Origin of the sequence: Sphingobium anseongense, from assembly GCF_037725245.1 — a bacterium.
Lineage (GTDB): Bacteria > Pseudomonadota > Alphaproteobacteria > Sphingomonadales > Sphingomonadaceae > Sphingobium.
Genome location: NZ_JBBJUL010000004.1, coordinates 238,921 through 255,566, shown reverse-complemented (window position 1 = coordinate 255,566; position 16,646 = coordinate 238,921). Strand labels below are relative to the sequence as shown.

16 protein-coding genes and 1 tRNA gene are annotated in these 16,646 nt (G+C 62.4%); 7 read left to right on the top strand and 10 right to left on the bottom strand.

Annotated features, from left to right (window positions below):
• Positions 1-4 precede the first annotated feature (4 nt).
• From WG908_RS07555 to WG908_RS07545, 3 genes are all read right to left on the bottom strand, one after another.
• Positions 5-2,308, bottom strand: a complete 2,304-nt coding sequence (locus WG908_RS07555; protein ID WP_340185950.1) for a PAS domain-containing sensor histidine kinase — start codon at positions 2,306-2,308, stop codon at positions 5-7.
• 137 nt (positions 2,309-2,445) lie between these two features.
• Complete coding sequence (gene ahcY, locus WG908_RS07550; protein ID WP_340185949.1) at positions 2,446-3,870, bottom strand: adenosylhomocysteinase; 1,425 nt, start codon at positions 3,868-3,870, stop codon at positions 2,446-2,448.
• A 142-nt stretch (positions 3,871-4,012) separates the two neighbouring features.
• Entirely contained in the window at positions 4,013-4,573 is a 561-nt protein-coding gene (locus tag WG908_RS07545; RefSeq protein WP_340185948.1) for a YqgE/AlgH family protein, read from the bottom strand.
• A gap of 178 nt (positions 4,574-4,751) precedes the next feature.
• Between WG908_RS07545 and WG908_RS07540 the strand changes: the two genes are divergently transcribed.
• Positions 4,752-5,234, top strand: a complete 483-nt coding sequence (locus WG908_RS07540; protein ID WP_340185947.1) for a peroxiredoxin — start codon at positions 4,752-4,754, stop codon at positions 5,232-5,234.
• Here the strand turns inward: WG908_RS07540 and WG908_RS07535 are convergent.
• Positions 5,225-6,250, bottom strand: a complete 1,026-nt coding sequence (locus tag WG908_RS07535; RefSeq protein ID WP_340185946.1) for a polysaccharide deacetylase family protein — start codon at positions 6,248-6,250, stop codon at positions 5,225-5,227. The genes WG908_RS07540 and WG908_RS07535 overlap by 10 nt on opposite strands.
• Positions 6,251-6,349: 99 nt before the next feature.
• On the opposite strand from WG908_RS07535, the gene WG908_RS07530 reads away from it, so the two are divergent.
• On the top strand, positions 6,350-7,804 hold the full coding sequence (locus WG908_RS07530) for an AMP nucleosidase (protein WP_340185945.1): 1,455 nt from the start codon (positions 6,350-6,352) through the stop codon (positions 7,802-7,804).
• A 5-nt stretch (positions 7,805-7,809) separates the two neighbouring features.
• Here WG908_RS07530 and WG908_RS07525 read toward each other — a convergent pair whose 3' ends face one another.
• The 3 genes from WG908_RS07525 to WG908_RS07515 are packed head-to-tail and all read right to left on the bottom strand — an operon-like array spanning position 7,810 to position 10,288.
• Complete coding sequence (locus tag WG908_RS07525; RefSeq protein WP_340186072.1) at positions 7,810-8,556, bottom strand: alpha/beta fold hydrolase; 747 nt, start codon at positions 8,554-8,556, stop codon at positions 7,810-7,812.
• A gap of 11 nt (positions 8,557-8,567) precedes the next feature.
• Positions 8,568-9,254, bottom strand: coding sequence for a DUF2238 domain-containing protein (locus WG908_RS07520; protein WP_340185944.1), 687 nt, complete (start codon positions 9,252-9,254; stop codon positions 8,568-8,570).
• 8 nt (positions 9,255-9,262) lie between these two features.
• Positions 9,263-10,288 carry an aspartate-semialdehyde dehydrogenase gene (locus tag WG908_RS07515; protein WP_340185943.1) on the bottom strand — a complete coding sequence of 342 codons (1,026 nt, stop codon included), beginning with the start codon at positions 10,286-10,288 and terminating at the stop codon, positions 9,263-9,265.
• Positions 10,289-10,455: 167 nt separating this feature from the next.
• Here WG908_RS07515 and WG908_RS07510 point away from each other — a divergent pair, with 167 nt between their 5' ends.
• The gene (locus tag WG908_RS07510; RefSeq protein WP_340185942.1) at positions 10,456-10,926 is read left to right on the top strand and encodes a hypothetical protein; all 471 of its coding nucleotides are present in this window, start codon (positions 10,456-10,458) and stop codon (positions 10,924-10,926) included.
• 6 nt (positions 10,927-10,932) lie between these two features.
• Here WG908_RS07510 and WG908_RS07505 read toward each other — a convergent pair whose 3' ends face one another.
• From WG908_RS07505 to WG908_RS07495, 3 genes are all read right to left on the bottom strand, one after another.
• Positions 10,933-13,128, bottom strand: a complete 2,196-nt coding sequence (locus WG908_RS07505; RefSeq protein WP_340185941.1) for a S9 family peptidase — start codon at positions 13,126-13,128, stop codon at positions 10,933-10,935.
• A 147-nt stretch (positions 13,129-13,275) separates the two neighbouring features.
• Positions 13,276-13,350 (bottom strand) — tRNA-Val (locus WG908_RS07500).
• 103 nt (positions 13,351-13,453) lie between these two features.
• The gene (locus tag WG908_RS07495) at positions 13,454-13,642 is read right to left on the bottom strand and encodes a hypothetical protein (protein WP_340185940.1); all 189 of its coding nucleotides are present in this window, start codon (positions 13,640-13,642) and stop codon (positions 13,454-13,456) included.
• A 188-nt stretch (positions 13,643-13,830) separates the two neighbouring features.
• Between WG908_RS07495 and hslV the strand changes: the two genes are divergently transcribed.
• The 4 genes from hslV (at position 13,831) to WG908_RS07475 (ending at position 16,599) form a co-directional block, all read left to right on the top strand.
• Entirely contained in the window at positions 13,831-14,373 is a 543-nt protein-coding gene (gene hslV / locus WG908_RS07490) for an ATP-dependent protease subunit HslV (protein WP_340186071.1), read from the top strand.
• A 103-nt stretch (positions 14,374-14,476) separates the two neighbouring features.
• Entirely contained in the window at positions 14,477-15,778 is a 1,302-nt protein-coding gene (gene hslU, locus WG908_RS07485; protein ID WP_340185939.1) for an ATP-dependent protease ATPase subunit HslU, read from the top strand.
• Between the two features lie 258 nt (positions 15,779-16,036).
• Positions 16,037-16,216, top strand: a complete 180-nt coding sequence (locus WG908_RS07480; RefSeq protein ID WP_340185938.1) for a hypothetical protein — start codon at positions 16,037-16,039, stop codon at positions 16,214-16,216.
• On the top strand, positions 16,213-16,599 hold the full coding sequence (locus WG908_RS07475; RefSeq protein WP_340185937.1) for an ArsR/SmtB family transcription factor: 387 nt from the start codon (positions 16,213-16,215) through the stop codon (positions 16,597-16,599). The genes WG908_RS07480 and WG908_RS07475 overlap by 4 nt, the downstream gene beginning before the upstream one ends.
• Positions 16,600-16,646 lie beyond the last annotated feature (47 nt).

Genomic DNA, 16,646 nt, shown 5'->3' with positions numbered 1-16,646 from the left:
GGTTTCAGCCACGCGGCAGTTCCAAAATCGCGACCGTCCCCTGGCCCGGCTCGGACATCAGCGACAGCTTGCCCCCATGCGCTTCGGCCAGCCGTTGCGCCAGGGGCAGGCCAAGGCCCGCCCGTTCTCCCTGCCGGCTGCTGTCGATTCCCGGACCATTGTCGGACACGATCAATCTCGCCACCTTGTCCACCACATCGCCGCGAAGCAGCACCCGCGCGCCCTCCCCGCAATATCGCACCGCATTTTCCAGCAAATGATCCAGCGCCTGTCCGATCCGCCGCGCATCGCCCATGACCGTACCCAGCGCAGGCTCCAGATCCACAACCAGCTCGATCCGCTTCGCAGCGGCATTGCCCTCGATTCGCTTCGCACTGGCGCGCGCGATTTCCGCCAGATCGACCGACCGCTTTTCGATGGCCAGCGTGCCGGCCTCGCCCTGCGTCAGGTCGAGCACATTGTCGATCAGCATGGCCAGGCGGCTGGTGCTGTCCATGATCCCCTGCACATAATCGCGCGCCGTGTCCGATAATTCGCCAGCATAGCCATGGCTCATCATTTCGGCGAAACCGGCGATGCTGGTCAGCGGCGTGCGCAATTCGTAGCTCATGTTGGTGACGAAGGCGGTCTTCACCTTGTCGGTCTGTTCCAGCGCTTCATTGCGATCGCGCAGCGCCTGTTCCATTCGCCGACTGTCGGTCACGTCCAGCATCGTGAACAACGCATTGCCGTCGGGCAGGGGAATCGCGGCAAATTCGAAGATACGACCATCGGCAAAGCCGACATGCCCGCCGCGCTGCTTGCGTTCGATGGTCGCGGCGCGCACCAGTTCGCGAACGATATTGGCCTGTTGCGGCTTGGCCAGCTTCGACTGGACCTGTTGCATCAGATCGTCGATGCGCGGGTGCGCCGCCAGCGCTTGTTCGGCAATGCCCCACATGGTGCGGAACCGGCTGTTCCACAGGTGCAGCCTGCCGTCGGCCGCGAACACGCCTATCGATTCGAACAGATTGTCGAATGTCGCCGTGCGAACGCGCAGCAGCGTGTCCCGTGCGCTCGACAACTGCACCTGCTCGGTGCGGTCCTCGAAGATCAGCAGCAGGCCGCCATCGGGCAATGGCTGGGCATAGACGCGCAAATGCGTGCCATCGGCCAGCAGCCAGTTCTCCTCGCGGGGATCAGGCGACAGGAACCAGTCGCGGCGTTCGGCCCGCCACGCGGGGAAATCGCGATGTTCAGGAATCCGACCCGCCTCACGCATCCGGTCGAGCACGCGCTCGAAAGCCGGCCCGTCGGTCAAATGGCTCTGATCGAGCGCGAAGAGGCTCAGGAACGGCTGATTCCAGAACCGCAGGGCGCGATCGGCGCCAAATTGCGCGACACCCGCCGACAGCCGGTCCAGCAGGTCGCGCTGCGCGGATTCCTGCCGCCGCTGTTCAACGCGCACCTGCTCCAGCTCGTGCTGATCCATAGCGAATCCCGCCACACCCGCATCGCCCAGCGGGATGTCGATGACGCGCATGGTTCGCCGTTCGCCATCGATCGTCGCCGGGACCAGCCGCTCCAGCGGCTTGCCCGCCAGTGCCGCGCTGGCGGCCGCCGCGCCGGGCGCCTGCCCCTCGACCGCTTCCACCAGCTCCACGCCTTCCGCGATCACCTGACCTGCGTTCTTGCCGTCGACCGCGGCGACATAGGCGCTGTTGACCAGGCTCAAGCGCTGATCGGGCGTGCGATGCCATATCGGGAACGGCGCGGCCTCGACCAGCGCCGCAATCGTTTCCAGCGCTTCGCGATATTGTTCGACCTGATGCTTGAGCGCCAGTATCTCCGACTGGCTTTCGGTCGCATCGAACAACCACAATATGACGCTTCCTGTCGCGGCGATATCGTCTCCGGCAGGCGCGCCCCGCACGATCAGCGAGCGCGAAGACCCAATGGCGCGGACGGCGCGCGAAAAGCTTTTGCCGGCGCGTTGCGCGGCGGCGATATCCTGCGCCAGATTGTCCGCATCCTCGGGCGTCAGGCCACCATTCTGCCCAGTCAGTTCCGACGCGAAAGCAGGGGCGCGCTCAAGGCCCAGCCAGGCCGTCAGCCGATCGGTGGCCTCCAATCGGCCATCGGGCCGGACGATCGCCACTATGGCGGGTGCCGACTGCAACAATTCCGTAAGCCGATCGAGCTGATCCTGGGCGTAGGCGCCCTTTCGCCGCATCCGATGCCCCGTCACCAGCGCCCAGACGGCAGCGCCCAGCCACGCAGCCAGAACCACGCCCAAAATCAGGCTCGCCAGCGGTGTGATGGGTATCATGGGGCGAATGCCACGCCCGTTGTCGCTGAAAATTCACCCTGCATGGTCATCGACTATCGCAAAGCGGCGGCAGGGTGAAGCACCGAACGACAGGATGGCGAAAGGCAGGGAGCCATGACGCTCCCTGCCCTGCCTGATCAGTAGCGGTAATGGTCGGGCTTGAACGGCCCTTCGACCGGCACGCCGATATAGTCGGCTTGGCGTTGGGTCAGCTTGGTCAGCTTCACGCCCAGCTTTTCAAGGTGCAGTTCGGCGACCTTTTCATCCAGATGCTTGGGCAGAACATAGACTCCGTTGCCGTATTTGTCGCCGCCGGTCCACAGTTCGATCTGCGCCAGCACCTGGTTGGTGAAGGATGACGACATGACGAAGCTGGGATGACCCGTGGCGTTGCCCAGGTTGACCAGACGGCCCTTCGAAAGCACGATGATCTTCTTGCCGTCGGGGAACTCGACCTCGTCGACCTGCGGCTTGATCTCGGTCCACTTCATGTTGGACAGTCCGGCGATCTCGATCTCGCTGTCGAAATGGCCGATATTGGATACGATCGCCATATTCTTCATCGCGCGCATATGATCGACCCTCAGCACCGCTTCGTTGCCGGTCGCGGTGACGAAGATGTCGGCGCGGGTGGCGGCTTCCTCCATCGTGACGACCTCATAGCCTTCCATTGCTGCCTGGAGCGCGCAGATCGGGTCGATCTCGGTCACCAGCACGCGCGCGCCGCCGTTGCGCAGCGAAGCGGCCGAACCCTTGCCGACATCGCCAAAACCCGCGACGCAGGCGACCTTGCCGGCCAGCATGACGTCGGTGGCGCGACGGATGGCATCCACCAGCGATTCCTTGCAGCCGTACAGATTGTCGAACTTGCTCTTGGTCACGCTGTCGTTGACGTTGATCGCCGGGAAGGGCAGCTTGCCCTTCTTCGACAGTTCATACAGGCGGTGAACGCCGGTGGTCGTTTCTTCCGACACGCCCTTGATGTTCTGGACCGTCTTCGTGAGGTAACCTGGGCGTTCGGCAATGAAGCGCTTGAGCGTCGCTACGAAGATTTCCTCTTCCTCGTTGCCGGGCGTGAACAGTGCCTCGCCCGCCTCGACCCGCGCGCCCCACAGCGCGAACATGGTGGCGTCGCCGCCATCGTCCAGGATCATGTTGCAGGTTTCGTCCTGGCCCCAGTCGAAGATGCGGATCACATAGTCCCAATATTCCTCAAGGCTTTCGCCCTTGACCGCGAATACGGGCACGCCCGACGCGGCGATCGCCGCGGCGGCATGGTCCTGCGTCGAATAGATGTTGCAGGTCGCCCAGCGCACCTGCGCGCCAAGCGCGGTCAGCGTCTCGATCAACACCGCTGTCTGGATCGTCATGTGCAGCGACCCGGTGATCCGCGCGCCCTTGAGCGGCTTGGTCTCGCCGAATTCCTTGCGCAGCGCCATCAGGCCCGGCATTTCGGTTTCGGCGATGTCCATTTCCTTGCGGCCAAAGGCAGCGAGGCTGATGTCCCGGATCACATAGTCCTGGACGGCGGTGGCGGGAGCTGTGGCCACGAAAATCTCCATTGCATCGGGTGGTGCCTACCGCGCTTGTCGGAACGACGCGGGGGCGATGGGGCGCGCTTTATCAACCGCTGCCGCGCAAGGCAACAGAATATAAAGAATTCTTTATGTACTGGCGAAACCCGACCGGCGGCTTCGATGAAGGCTATGCCGACCCGGCGTCGGACACCAGATGCGCCGAATCGACCCCGGCGCAAGCGAAAGCGCGTTGCCAACGCCCGTTCGTGGGGGTGTCGAAGATCAGATCGGGGTCCGCTTGCGTCAGGAACCATCCGGCGCTGCGCATTTCCTGTTCCAGCTGCCCCGCTCCCCAACCGGCATAGCCAAGCGCCACCAGATACCGGCTCGGCCCCTTGCCCGCGGCAATCGCCTTCAATATGTCGAGCGAGCCGGACAGGCCCCACGCATTTCCGACCTGCACCATATCCCGTCCGCCCCAGTCGAGCGAATGCAGGACGAAGCCCCGTCGCGGCTCCACCGGCCCGCCGCGATAGACGGGACCATCGGGAATGGCGCTGCCGTCGATGTCGAAGCTTTTCAAAAGCTCGCGCAGGCCCAGCTTGTCGATTTCCTCGCCGATCCCGATGCCGAGCGCGCCGTTGGCGTCATGCATGCACAGGGCGATCACCGCATGGTCGAACCGGGCGTCACCCATGCCCGGCAGGGCGAGCAGAAACTGGCCGGCATAATAGAGAGGCTGATCCATAAACGGAGTATAGGCTGTGTCCCGGCAAATCCAATGGCGGCATGTCGCAAGGACAGCGCGTTCGGTCATATGGCTCGCAAGGTGACGCCACGCCGCCAAAAGACCCTTGACTAAAGCGGCATGACTCACGACTTCGCCAGGTCAGGCTGCACGAGCGGCGCGAACGAGGAAGCCAGACATGACCATATCCAGGGGCGACACCCTTCCCAGCACCACCTTCACGACGATGACCGAAAACGGGCCGGAACAGGTGAAGAGCGAGGATTTTTTTGCCGGGCGGACGGTGGCGCTGTTTTCGGTGCCCGGCGCCTTCACACCGACCTGCTCGGCCAAGCATCTGCCGGGCTTCGTCGAAAAAGCCGACGACCTCAAGGGCCGTGGCGTCGACGAGATCGCCTGCACCGCCGTCAATGACGCCTTCGTCATGGATGCCTGGGGCAAGAGCGCGGGCGCGAGCGGAACGGTAACGATGCTGGCGGACGGCAATGGCGATTTCGTCAAGGCGCTGGGGCTGGAGATGGATGGCAGCAAGTTCGGCATGGGCGCGCGCGGGCAGCGCTTTTCGATGATCGTCAGGGATGGCATCGTCAGTGAACTCAATGTCGAGGCGCCCGGCGACTATAAGCTGTCGTCGGCTGATCATATGCTCGGTCAGCTTTGAACCGCGGGCACAGGGGGTTGGACTGTGCTGGCCGCCCTGAGTCCAAATAGGGGCCGACGAGAGTAAAGGGCGTTGGACGCGGCCTGTTCGACCAGTCGAATGGCGGTTCGTATCGGGTTGTGCGGCAGCAGGCTCGGATATGCCGTCCCCGGCTCCGGCGGCTGGTTCGCATAGGTTGCGCTTTCGATGGCAGCGCGCGCCGCGATGCCCGCGCAAAGCCGCTCGAACCGCTGCGTGACGATACGATTGGGGACGCCGCGCTCCCGCGCCAGCAGCTCGAAACTGTGCGAAACGAGCGTGAAGCTGGTCTGGCGCTGAGCGACGGCATGGTCGAGCGCCGCCAGAATTTCACCAGCGGACAGAGCCGTCAATTGCGCATGTCGCCGCCCGCCGCGCGCCGCCGCGATGGCGGCAACGGGCACTTCGATCACGCCCAGATGCTCTACCGGCTCCAGCCTGTCCCCGACGATCGAAATGTCGCATGCGCCACCCTTGATGCCCGGCGTCAGGCTGGTATCATAGCGGATGCCAAGCCGCGCCAGCGCCCGCAGCGTATTGTCATCGGCGCCGTAATTGCCCGCGCGGAACGCAACCGGCGCAGGCGCGCCCGCCTCCACCAGGCAATCGCGGGCGACCTCCAGGATCGCCGTCTGGTCAGCCAGGTCGAAATCCTTCATGTTACGGCCCGTCCGGCCACCGACCGGCGATCGTGTCGCAAAGCTCAACCATTCGCTGTGCGCATGAAGCTGAACGTCATGCTCCCTCTCCAAAATCGGGTGGACGATGCGCTTGATCACGTCGATGCCCACGGCGAGCGCCGGCAGCGGATCGACGAAGAACACGCCCTTCATGCCATGCGCGTCGAGTACGTCGATCTGATGGGCGACCCCCACCGGTCCGCGTCCCGTCCGCCCGTCGATCGCGCTCGCGAAATTGGCATCGAGACCCGCGCGACCGCGACGGGCGAAATGACCCGATGATAATTCGGTGTCGACGGTGAGATAGAAGCGCAGCATGGAGCAAGATCTAGCACCGGGAATTTAAGCATTGGTTGATCCTATGTTTCATCATCCGGCCGTCTTTTGTTCGCCATGGATTGGGGCTAACATCAGGCGATGACACAAAGCATGGGTCGCCTGATCGTCGCGCAACTGGACGAGATTTATCGCAAGGCCATTGAAAATCTGCGCGCCGCCATGCGCGCCTATGCCCGCGACGGCAGCGTTCCTGGCCCCGATGCGCGGACGGATGGACGCTTCTGCTATCCTGCCTTGCGGGTCATCTATGTCGGCGAGGGAGGCGCGCCACCGCCGGGACGATCCTTCGCCCGCCTTTCCAGTCCTGGCGATTATGTAACCACGGTCACTCGGCCGGACATGTTCGGCGACTATCTCGCCGAACAGATCGATCTGCTGGTGCGCGATTATGGCGTCGATGTGGAAACCGGGATCAGCGACCAGCCCATTCCCTTCCCCTATGTCCTCGACGGGCTGGATATGGGGGCGCTCGACGGAATTCCGCCGACGGAACTCGCGCGCCATTTCCCGGCGACCGAACTGGCGCAGATCGGCGACGAAATCGCCGACGGACTGTTCACTCCCGACGCGGGTGGTGACAGGCCGCTGGCGCTGTTCGACGGTTTGCGCACGGACTTTTCGCTCGCGCGGCTGAAACATTATACCGGCGCACCTGCCGAACATGTCCAACGCTATATATTGTTTACGAACTATCATCGCTATGTCGATGAATTCGTTGCCTGGGCTTGCGCCGAACTCAAGCAGGAGGGCAGCCGCTTCACCGCCCTGTCGGGGGCCGGCGGGGTCTATGTGACGCCGGCAACCGCCGATCCCGCGCGGATGATCGCCGACAGCGCCTGGCGCAAGCATCAAATGCCGGCCTATCATCTGATCGCGCCGGACCGCAGCGGCATCACGCTCGTCAATATCGGCGTCGGCCCGTCCAACGCCAAGACGATATGCGATCATCTGGCGGTCGTGCGGCCGGAAGCATGGATGATGATCGGCCATTGCGGCGGGTTGCGGCCCAGCCAGCGGATCGGCGACTATGTCCTGGCCCACGCCTATCTGCGCGACGATCATGTGCTCGACGAGATGCTGCCGCCCGAAATACCCGTGCCCGCCATCGCCGAAGTGCAGGTCGCGCTCGCCAGTGCGGCCGAAGCGGTTCTGGGCGGCGGCGATCCGGACGACTTCAAGCGCCGCCTGCGCACCGGCACGGTGATCACCACCGACGACCGCAACTGGGAACTGCGCTATTCCCATTCGGCACTGCGATTCAGCCTGTCGCGCGCCGTCGGGATCGACATGGAATCAGCGACCATCGCGGCCCAGGGATATCGTTTCCGCGTGCCCTATGGCACGTTGCTGTGCGTATCCGACAAGCCGATCCATGGTGAACTGAAGCTACCCGGCCAGGCCAACCGTTTTTATGAGCAGGCGATCGCCGGCCATCTGCGCGTCGGCCTGATGGCCTGCGAACTGCTGCGCCAGCAGGGCGCGCGGCTGCACAGCCGCAAGCTGCGCGCCTTCAACGAGCCGCCCTTTCGGTAGGCGCGTCAGGCGGTCAGGAAATCCACCATCGCCTGACCCAGTTCCTTGCGGGTCACGGCGTTCATGTGGTTGCCCGGAATCTCGACATAACGGCCATTGGGCAATGTTTCCGCCAGCTCAAGCGCCGAACCGTTATCCTGGTCTTCGGCGCCGCAGATGACGTCGGTCGGCTGCGTGATGGCCGCGATTGCCTCACGGGGGGTATCGACGAAGGTCTTGAGAATGTGGAGCATGGCCACGGGATCGCCCTTGGTCGTCTTGAGGAAGGCTTCGGTCATCCACTCCGACGTGCCGCGCTCGAACGTGCCGGGGTTGGTCAGGACATTGGTATAATAGCCGCCCCGGTCGATAGTCCGGGTCAGCCCGCGTAATCCCATGCCCGCCAGTATCACCCGGCGCGGCAGCGCGCCACGGGCAAGCATCCGCACTGTCGTGCGCGCGCCCAGGGAATAGCCGCCAAGATCATAATCGGTCAGTCCCATTTGCGCGACCAGCGCCAGTCCATCCTCGGTCAGCGCGTCGGGGGGATAGGCAATTGCATCTTGCGGCTTGCCGCTCTCGCCATGGCCACGCAGGTCGGGCATGATGACGCGGAAGCCCGCCTCCACCAGCCGCCCGGCATGGCCATATTTGATCCAGTTGGTGTGGGCGTTGGAAAAATAGCCATGGATCAGAACGATGTCCCGCCCAGCCCCCATGACGTGCACGGCCAGGGGAAGGCCGCCCAGCCCATGGATGGTCTGCGTTTCCATAGTAGGCTGGGTCACGTCATGGTCCTGTCATCTGTGGCGGTGCTTTCGCCCGATATGACCGAACCCCGTCGATGTCGAGTGCCGGCCAAGCCCGCGGCGGCAGCAATGGAGCTGCCCAGCAGCGCGAGCGCCATATCCTTTTGGGCGTCCCAGCCATCGCCCTGCTGGCCATTATAATAGTCGGCGGTGCTGCCCGCCGCGACGATCGTCAGCAGCCATTCGAAGATTTCATAAAGGGCGCTGCCAAAGCCGATCGCCAGCAGCGCCACCAGCAAGGCGCTGCTCTGCCCCATGCCGCTCCATCGTCGCGCGAACTCGGCGACCGGCAACGTCAGCAGGCCGCCGAACGCAAGATGCACGAACCGGTCGTAATCGTTACGCGCCCCGCCTATGCGCCATCCCGTCACGCCCTGAAGCCAGTCGTCATAAGGTACGTAGGAATAGATGTAGCGCGCGCCCAGCGTATGCAGCAGCAGGAACAGCCAGATGCTCGCGACGCCGGGGGTCGACAATGGCCATCGCGCCAGCACCCATGGCGCCGCGACGATCAGGATGACCGTCGGGCCGTGCTGAAGCGGCGCGAGATCGGGATAGGGTTGCGCGATATTGGCGATCGCCACGGCAACCGACAGCGAAACGATCATCCGGCGCTGCCCTGTCGGAAGCGCCTTCCAGACAGCGGCAGCGCCGGTGATCATGCTGAAAATCAGCCTTTCTTGAGGTGACGGCGGCCGAGCAGTTCCGCGATCTGCACCGCGTTGAGCGCGGCGCCCTTGCGCAGATTGTCGCTCACGCACCACAGCGACAGGCCGCTGTCCACCGTCGGGTCCTCGCGCACGCGACTGATGAAGGTCGCATAGTCGCCCACGCATTCGACCGGGGTGACGTAACCGCCGTCCTCGCGCTTATCGACCAGCATGACGCCGGGGGCTTCGCGCAGGATATCCTGCGCCTCCTTTGCCGAAATTTCGCGCTCGAACTCGATGTTGATGGCCTCGCTATGCCCAACGAACACCGGCACCCGCACACAGGTGGCCGTCACCTTGATCTTGGGATCCAGGATCTTCTTGGTTTCCGCGACCATCTTCCATTCTTCCTTGGTCGATCCATCGTCCAGGAAGACATCGATATGCGGGATCACGTTGAAGGCGATCTGCTTGGTGAATTTCTTGGCTTCCGCCGGATCGCCGACGAAGATGTTGCGGCTCTGCTCGAACAGCTCGTCCATGCCTTCCTTGCCGGCACCCGACACCGACTGGTAGGTGGCGACGACCACGCGCTTGATCGTCGCGGCATCGTGCAAGGGCTTGAGCGCCACGACCATCTGCGCGGTCGAGCAGTTGGGATTGGCGATGATGTTCTTCTTGGTATAGCCGTCGATCGCGTCCGGGTTAACTTCGGGCACGATCAGCGGTACGTCCGGGTCCATGCGATACAGCGAGCTGTTGTCGATGACGACGCAGCCGGACGCCGCCGCCTTGGGCGCATATTCAGCGGTTGGGCCGCTGCCTGCCGCGAACAGGGCGATATCCCAGCCGTGAAAATCGAAATGTTCCAGATTCTGGCACTTGAGCGTCTTGCCCGTATCGCCGAAATCTACGGAAGTGCCGTGCGACCTCGCCGAAGCGACCGCTGCGACCTCGGCAATGGGGAACTCGCGCTCGGCGAGAATGGTCAGCATTTCGCGGCCCACATTACCCGTGGCACCAACGACGACGACCTTGTACCCCATGACCTTAACTCCACTCCATGCACAAAATGCGGGAGCAGGCCCCATAGCGATACTGACGCGATTGTCCAGCAATAAGGGCTTAGTGGCAGGTTCAGCCCCTCTCCCCGTCGTCAGGCATATATGATAGGATGCGGCCGGTCAGGTGATAGTCCAGAGAGGCGCCGTCCATGCTGTTTCATGTTTCGATCGCGGCACATGATCCACGCCACGTTGCACAGGTTCTTGCCGAAATATGGGGTGGCGACGCCCTGCCCTTTCCGCCGGTTTCGAACAATGGCTGGATCGCATTGGCCGATGATGATCGCGGATCTGCGATCGAGGTCTATCCGATCGGCACCGTCCTGCGCGAAGCGGAGGGAGATGCCGACGCGTTTGGCGATACCGTCGAAGCGTCGCCATTCACCGCAACACATGCCGCCATCGCCACATCGCTGGACGAAGCCGCCGTCATGACCATCGCCGCGCGCGAAGGCTGGCCCGCCAAATATCGCAAACGCGGCGGCGCCTTCGGCGTGATCGAAATGTGGATCGAAGGGCGGCAGATGGTCGAAATACTCACCCCTCCGATGCAGGCCGAATATCTGGCCAGCGTCAGCGTGGCGAACTGGCGCGCGATGCTGAATGGCGCGCCCGGTTGAAGACGATCAGTCGGCCGGTCCGCCATTCAGCCCGTGCCGAGCGAGAAATGCAAGGATCGTGCTCCACAAGTGAAGGCTGATCCCCGGACCGCCGACGCGATGGGTCTGCCCCGGATAGGCCATCATCTCGAACGGCGTTGCCGACGCCTGCATCTTGGCCATCAGCGCCGTCGAATTATCGAAAACCACATTGTCGTCCGACATGCCGTGGATCAGCAACAGCGGATCGCTAATCTTGTCGGCCTCCTCGATCGCACCGGCGGCGGGATAGGCGCTGTCCTTGTCCTGCGGCATCCCCAGATATCGCTCGGTATAATGGGTATCGTACAGTTCCCATTTCGTGACCGGCGCTCCGGCGATGCCTGCCGCGAACGCACCCGGCGCTTTTTCCAGCAGCTTGAGCGTCATATAGCCGCCATAGGACCAGCCATAGGTCGCGATCCGCCTGCTATCGACGAAATCCTGCGCCTTCAGCCATGCCAGCCCCGCCAGCTGATCTTCGACTTCGACCGTCCCCATGGCGCGGTGGATCGGCTCCTCGAACGCCTTGCCGCGATCGGGCGTGCCGCGATTGTCGATGGCAAAGACGATCCAGCCCTGATCGACGAGATATTGATTGAGCGCACCGCCCCACTGGTTGGTCACCTGCCGGCCGCCGCCCGGCCCGCCATAATGGATCATGAACACGGGGTAACGCTCGCCCGGCTTCATCGCCGGCGTCAGCATCCGGGTATGAAGCGTTGCGCCGCCGGCGGCCTTGATGGTGCCGAAGCGGGTCTTCACATGGCTTGCGAGATATGGCGCATAAGGATGCTCTTCTGTCAGCGTATTTTCCGACAGCCATTGCAGCCGGCGGCCCTGGGCATCGGCCAGATACACCTGCTTTGGCTGGTCGCTGTTGCTGCGCGAGATGATCGCCCGACGCGCAGAACCGTCCATGACGACATCGTGCCACCACCCGCTTTCCGTCAGCAACCGGGGCTTCGCGGCCTTTTCGAGCGAGGTGACGTAGAACTGCTGTTCCAGAGGGGTTTCGCGATTGCCTGTGAAATATACCAGGCCCTTGGCCTGATCGACGCCAACGACATCGCGGACATCCCACGCGCCACTGGTCAGCGCCATCCATTTGCCATTGCGTATCCGGTAGAGGTGCCCATGGCCGGATCGTTCCGACCACCACAGGATGCCGCCATCGGCAAGCGCCCTGAAATTGTTTGACAGGTTGATCCAGCTTTTGGCGCGTTCGGTGAACATTATCCGCGATTGGCCAGTCGACGGATCGACCGCCAGCAGGTCGAGCCTGGTCTGGGCGCGGTTCTGGCGCTGGACATAGAGCGTCCGGCCATCGCGGGACCAATCGACACGAGCAAGGTAGATGTCCGGATCGGGGCCAAGATCGACCTTCAATTCCCCGCTGCCGTCGGGCCTGACGATGTAGAGATCGACCAGCGCGTTGGCCGTTCCGGCTGCGGGATAGCGCTGCTGATAGCTTTTCGTCCCCTCGCCGCCGATCGACGTCCGCGTCACCAATCCAACAGGCGCTTCGTCCACCCGCGCCACCGCGATCCTATCGTCCTGCGGCGACCACCAATAGCCCGTACGCCGGTCCATCTCCTCCTGCGCCACAAACTCCGCAATCGCCCAGCTTACCGTCTCGCTAGCGCCTCGCGTCACCTGCCGCGCCGTGCCGCCAACGGGCTGAACGAAGAGGTTGCCGTCGCGAACGTATGAGACAAAGCCGCCCTTGGGGCTGACAACGCCATTCAGTTCGCCGCCGGGCGTATCCGTCAAACGCTGGACCTGTCCATCCAGGCTGGCGAGATAGAGGTCGCCATCCACCGGCACGAGCAGGCTGCGTCCGTCAGGGGACCAGTCATAGCTGGTAATGCCCGTGCTGCCCGCAACGGTGCGGTCCCGTTCCCGCTGCATTTTCTCGGCTTCGGAAAGTTCCGCACCGCTGCCCGCCTTCTTTGAATCGACCAGCATCCGCTCCGCCCCGGTACTGGCATTGATAGCCCATAGGTCGAGCCGATCCTTGTCGTCGGCGCGAGGCTTCAGCAGCGTGACCAGCCCACCGTCGGGCGAAAGCTTGAGCGCGCGCGGCTGTGGTCCGGCGAGGTCAGGGCTGGCGAAGACGCGCTCCAATGTCAGCGCCTGCTGGGCGACAGCTTGCGGGACGAGATTGAAAGGCAGCACGCTCATCACCAGGCCTCGGATCAATATCGATGACATTTGCATCCTTTCGACGCCGGCAGGTGCGGACGCTCCAGATTATGACACGGGATTAACGCGCCCCTGGGGAAAAGATCAATGTCGGGCTGAACGATAGAACCATGTCCATCAGAGACATGGTGGGCGCGGTAGGGATTGAACCTACGACCCCACCCGTGTGAAGGGTGTGCTCTACCACTGAGCTACGCGCCCCCGGTGCGGGAGGAAGCGGCCATTGGCATTCAGGATGGATGCTGTCAAGCGCGCCTATCCATGGGATGACTTGCATGAACGGCAAGCGATTGCGCCGATCCGATCATTGAATGGTGCGGCGCACGCCGTCGAACGCTTTGCGCAGGCGCACGCCATCGCAATCGGGCTCTCCGCAATCGCATGCTTCGATCGCATAGCGGACGCCACACATGACTAATATGTCTTTATCGAAGGAATAATTCGCAATCCCGGCGCGCTCGACCTTATCCTGGGCCTTGGCTTTGAGCGACATTGCGAGTCCTTCCACAAGCATAGAGCGGCGATATTTCATGCTGCATCGCACAATGTCAATAAAGCCGATCAGGCGTTCACGGGACTGACATTGATTTGCCGCCTAAATGAAACGCTTCGGCGCACGGCTTGCAGGTTGCGCGTGCTTTCACCATATCGCGAACCATGACGAGCCAACATCCCCACACCATGCCAGTCTGGCACGGCACAACAATCATGTCCGCACGCAGAAACGGCAAGGTCGTCATTGCAGGCGATGGTCAAGTTTCCATGGGTCAGACCGTGATGAAGCCTAACGCCCGCAAGGTGAGACGCCTGCATGACGGATCGGTCATTGGCGGTTTTGCGGGAGCCACTGCGGATGCCTTTACATTGTTCGAGCGGCTGGAAGCCAAGTTGGAACGCCATAACGGCCAACTCATGCGATCCGCCGTCGAACTCGCAAAGGACTGGCGCACCGATAAATATCTGCGAAATCTCGAAGCGATGATGATAGTCGCCGATCGTGAAGTGACGCTGATCCTGACCGGCAACGGCGATGTGCTGGAACCTGTGGGCGGCATTGCAGCGATCGGGTCGGGTGGCAATTTCGCGCTGGCCGCCGCAAGGGCGCTGGTCGATTATGAGGCCGATGCGGAAATGCTTGCGCGCAGGGCCATGGCAGTGGCTGCCGATATTTGCGTATACACCAATGACCAATTGACGATCGAAATTCTCGATAGCGCCACCTAGCTGTCACTTGGTAAAACCGATTTTTCGATTATCGCCTGTTCCTCAAAACTGCCTGTTCCTCAAAACTGATGGCCTTGGCCTGCTGCCCGGGCAATGGATGACCATGAACGACAATTTGACTCCTAAAGCCATCGTAGCTGCACTCGACGCGCACATCATCGGCCAGACCGACGCCAAGCGCGCAGTAGCTGTTGCGCTGCGCAATCGCTGGCGGCGGCAGAAACTTTCTGTCGAGCTGCGCGACGAGGTCACGCCAAAGAATATCCTGATGATCGGCCCTACCGGCTGTGGCAAAACCGAAATCAGCCGCCGCTTGGCGAAACTGGCCGACGCGCCTTTCGTCAAGGTCGAAGCGACCAAGTTCACCGAAGTCGGCTATGTGGGCCGCGACGTCGAGCAGATCGTGCGCGATCTGGTCGAAGAGGCCGTGCGCCTGGAGCGTGACCGCCGCCGCGAATCCGTGCGCGAGGCAGCTTCCGAAGCCGCGATGGGACGTTTGCTTGACGCCCTGACAGGCAAGGAAGCGAGCGAGGCGACGCGCCTGTCCTTTCGCCAGCGGATCGAGAATGACCAGATGAATGAGATAGAGGTCGAGGTCGAGGTCACAGACGTGCCTTCGATGCCCATGGAAATTCCCGGCATGGGCGGTCAGGTAGGGATGATCAATCTGTCCGACATGATGTCCAAGGCCTTTGGCCAGAACCAGAAAAAGCGCCGCAAGATGACGGTCGCGCAGGCATGGGACAAGTTGGTCGAGGAAGAGCAGGACAAGCGGCTCGACCAGGATGATGTGGCACGGATCGCGATCAGCAGCGCCGAACAGAACGGCATCGTGTTTCTCGACGAGATCGACAAGATTGCCGTCAGCGATGTGCGCGGCGGATCTGTCAGTCGCGAAGGCGTGCAGCGGGACCTGCTTCCCCTGATCGAAGGCACGACCGTCGCGACCAAATATGGCCCGCTCAAGACCGACCATATCCTGTTTATCGCGTCGGGCGCGTTCCACGTTGCCAAGCCCAGCGACCTGCTGCCCGAATTGCAGGGACGCCTGCCGATCAGAGTTGAGCTGAAAGCCCTGACGCAGGAAGATTTCGTGGCCATCCTGTCCGACACCAAGGCCAGCTTGGTCACGCAGTACAAGGCCTTGCTCGCAACCGAAGATGTGACGATCGACCTGACCGCCGAAGGTATAAGAGCGATCGCGCGCATCGCCGCCGAGGTAAACGAGCAGGTGGAAAATATCGGCGCACGGCGGCTCCAGACTGTGATGGAAAAGCTGCTGGAGGATGTTAGCTTCGATGCCGAGGACCGGCGCGGCGAAACGCTGCTGGTCGATGCCGCCTATGTCGAGAAACAGCTTGGCGGCATTTCGCGCAACACAGACCTTAGCCGGTACGTGCTGTAGGATGGAGTGACGTCGCCCGCCTGAAAACGTGATGCCGACAGCCGCTTATGCTCTTTTCGTGACTCGGTAGATCGCCATGCCGCCCAACATTGCAGATATGAAATGCGCAAGCTCCCGCAGGCAAGCGCCAGCAGAATGATCGCCGCCGCCAGTCAGATTGTCAGCCGCCTACCGGCCGCGCGCGCGGAAAGCCGGGGATCATAGCTGGTTGACCGGTATCTTGAGGTAGACGACACCATTATTTTCCGGCGGCGGCATATGACCCTCGGTCGTTCGGTTGACGAGATTTTGCGGTTGCTGTGCGCCCTGCAACAAGTCGACGGCGCAAACAGATTGACGCCGGAAGGATGGACCAAAGGCAAACCCACATTGCTGCCAGCCGCGCAAGCGCCTGAAGCAGCGCCCGACTGGTTCTGCCGGTTCGAGAAACTGGCGTGAACGCGCTGTACGAGGATCGGGAAACCGCCGCAGATGCCGCGGAAAAGATCAGGATATTCGCTCAGCCGCAGCGGCTGATGATCCTGTCCTGCCTGTTGCGGGGCGAGCGCAGTGTTGGCGAGATCGCCAACATGACCGGCATCGGCCAACCCGCGCTCAGCCAGCAACTGGCCGAGTTGCGGCGCGCCGATCTGGTCCGGGGCCGCAAGGAAGCGAAACAGGTCTGGTACATGCTCGCCGACGCAAATGTCATGTCGTATGTCAGCAATATCGAAGCGATGTTTGGCGGCATTGGAACCGTTACAGTGCCAACCCCTAAAAAACCACCTTGCCGACTATCTCCACCCCAGGGCGTGGCGGGTTTTGCCCACATCCTTCGATAGTTTTGTCGCAACATATCCAGCCAGGGTTGATGCAAAAGCCGCCGATC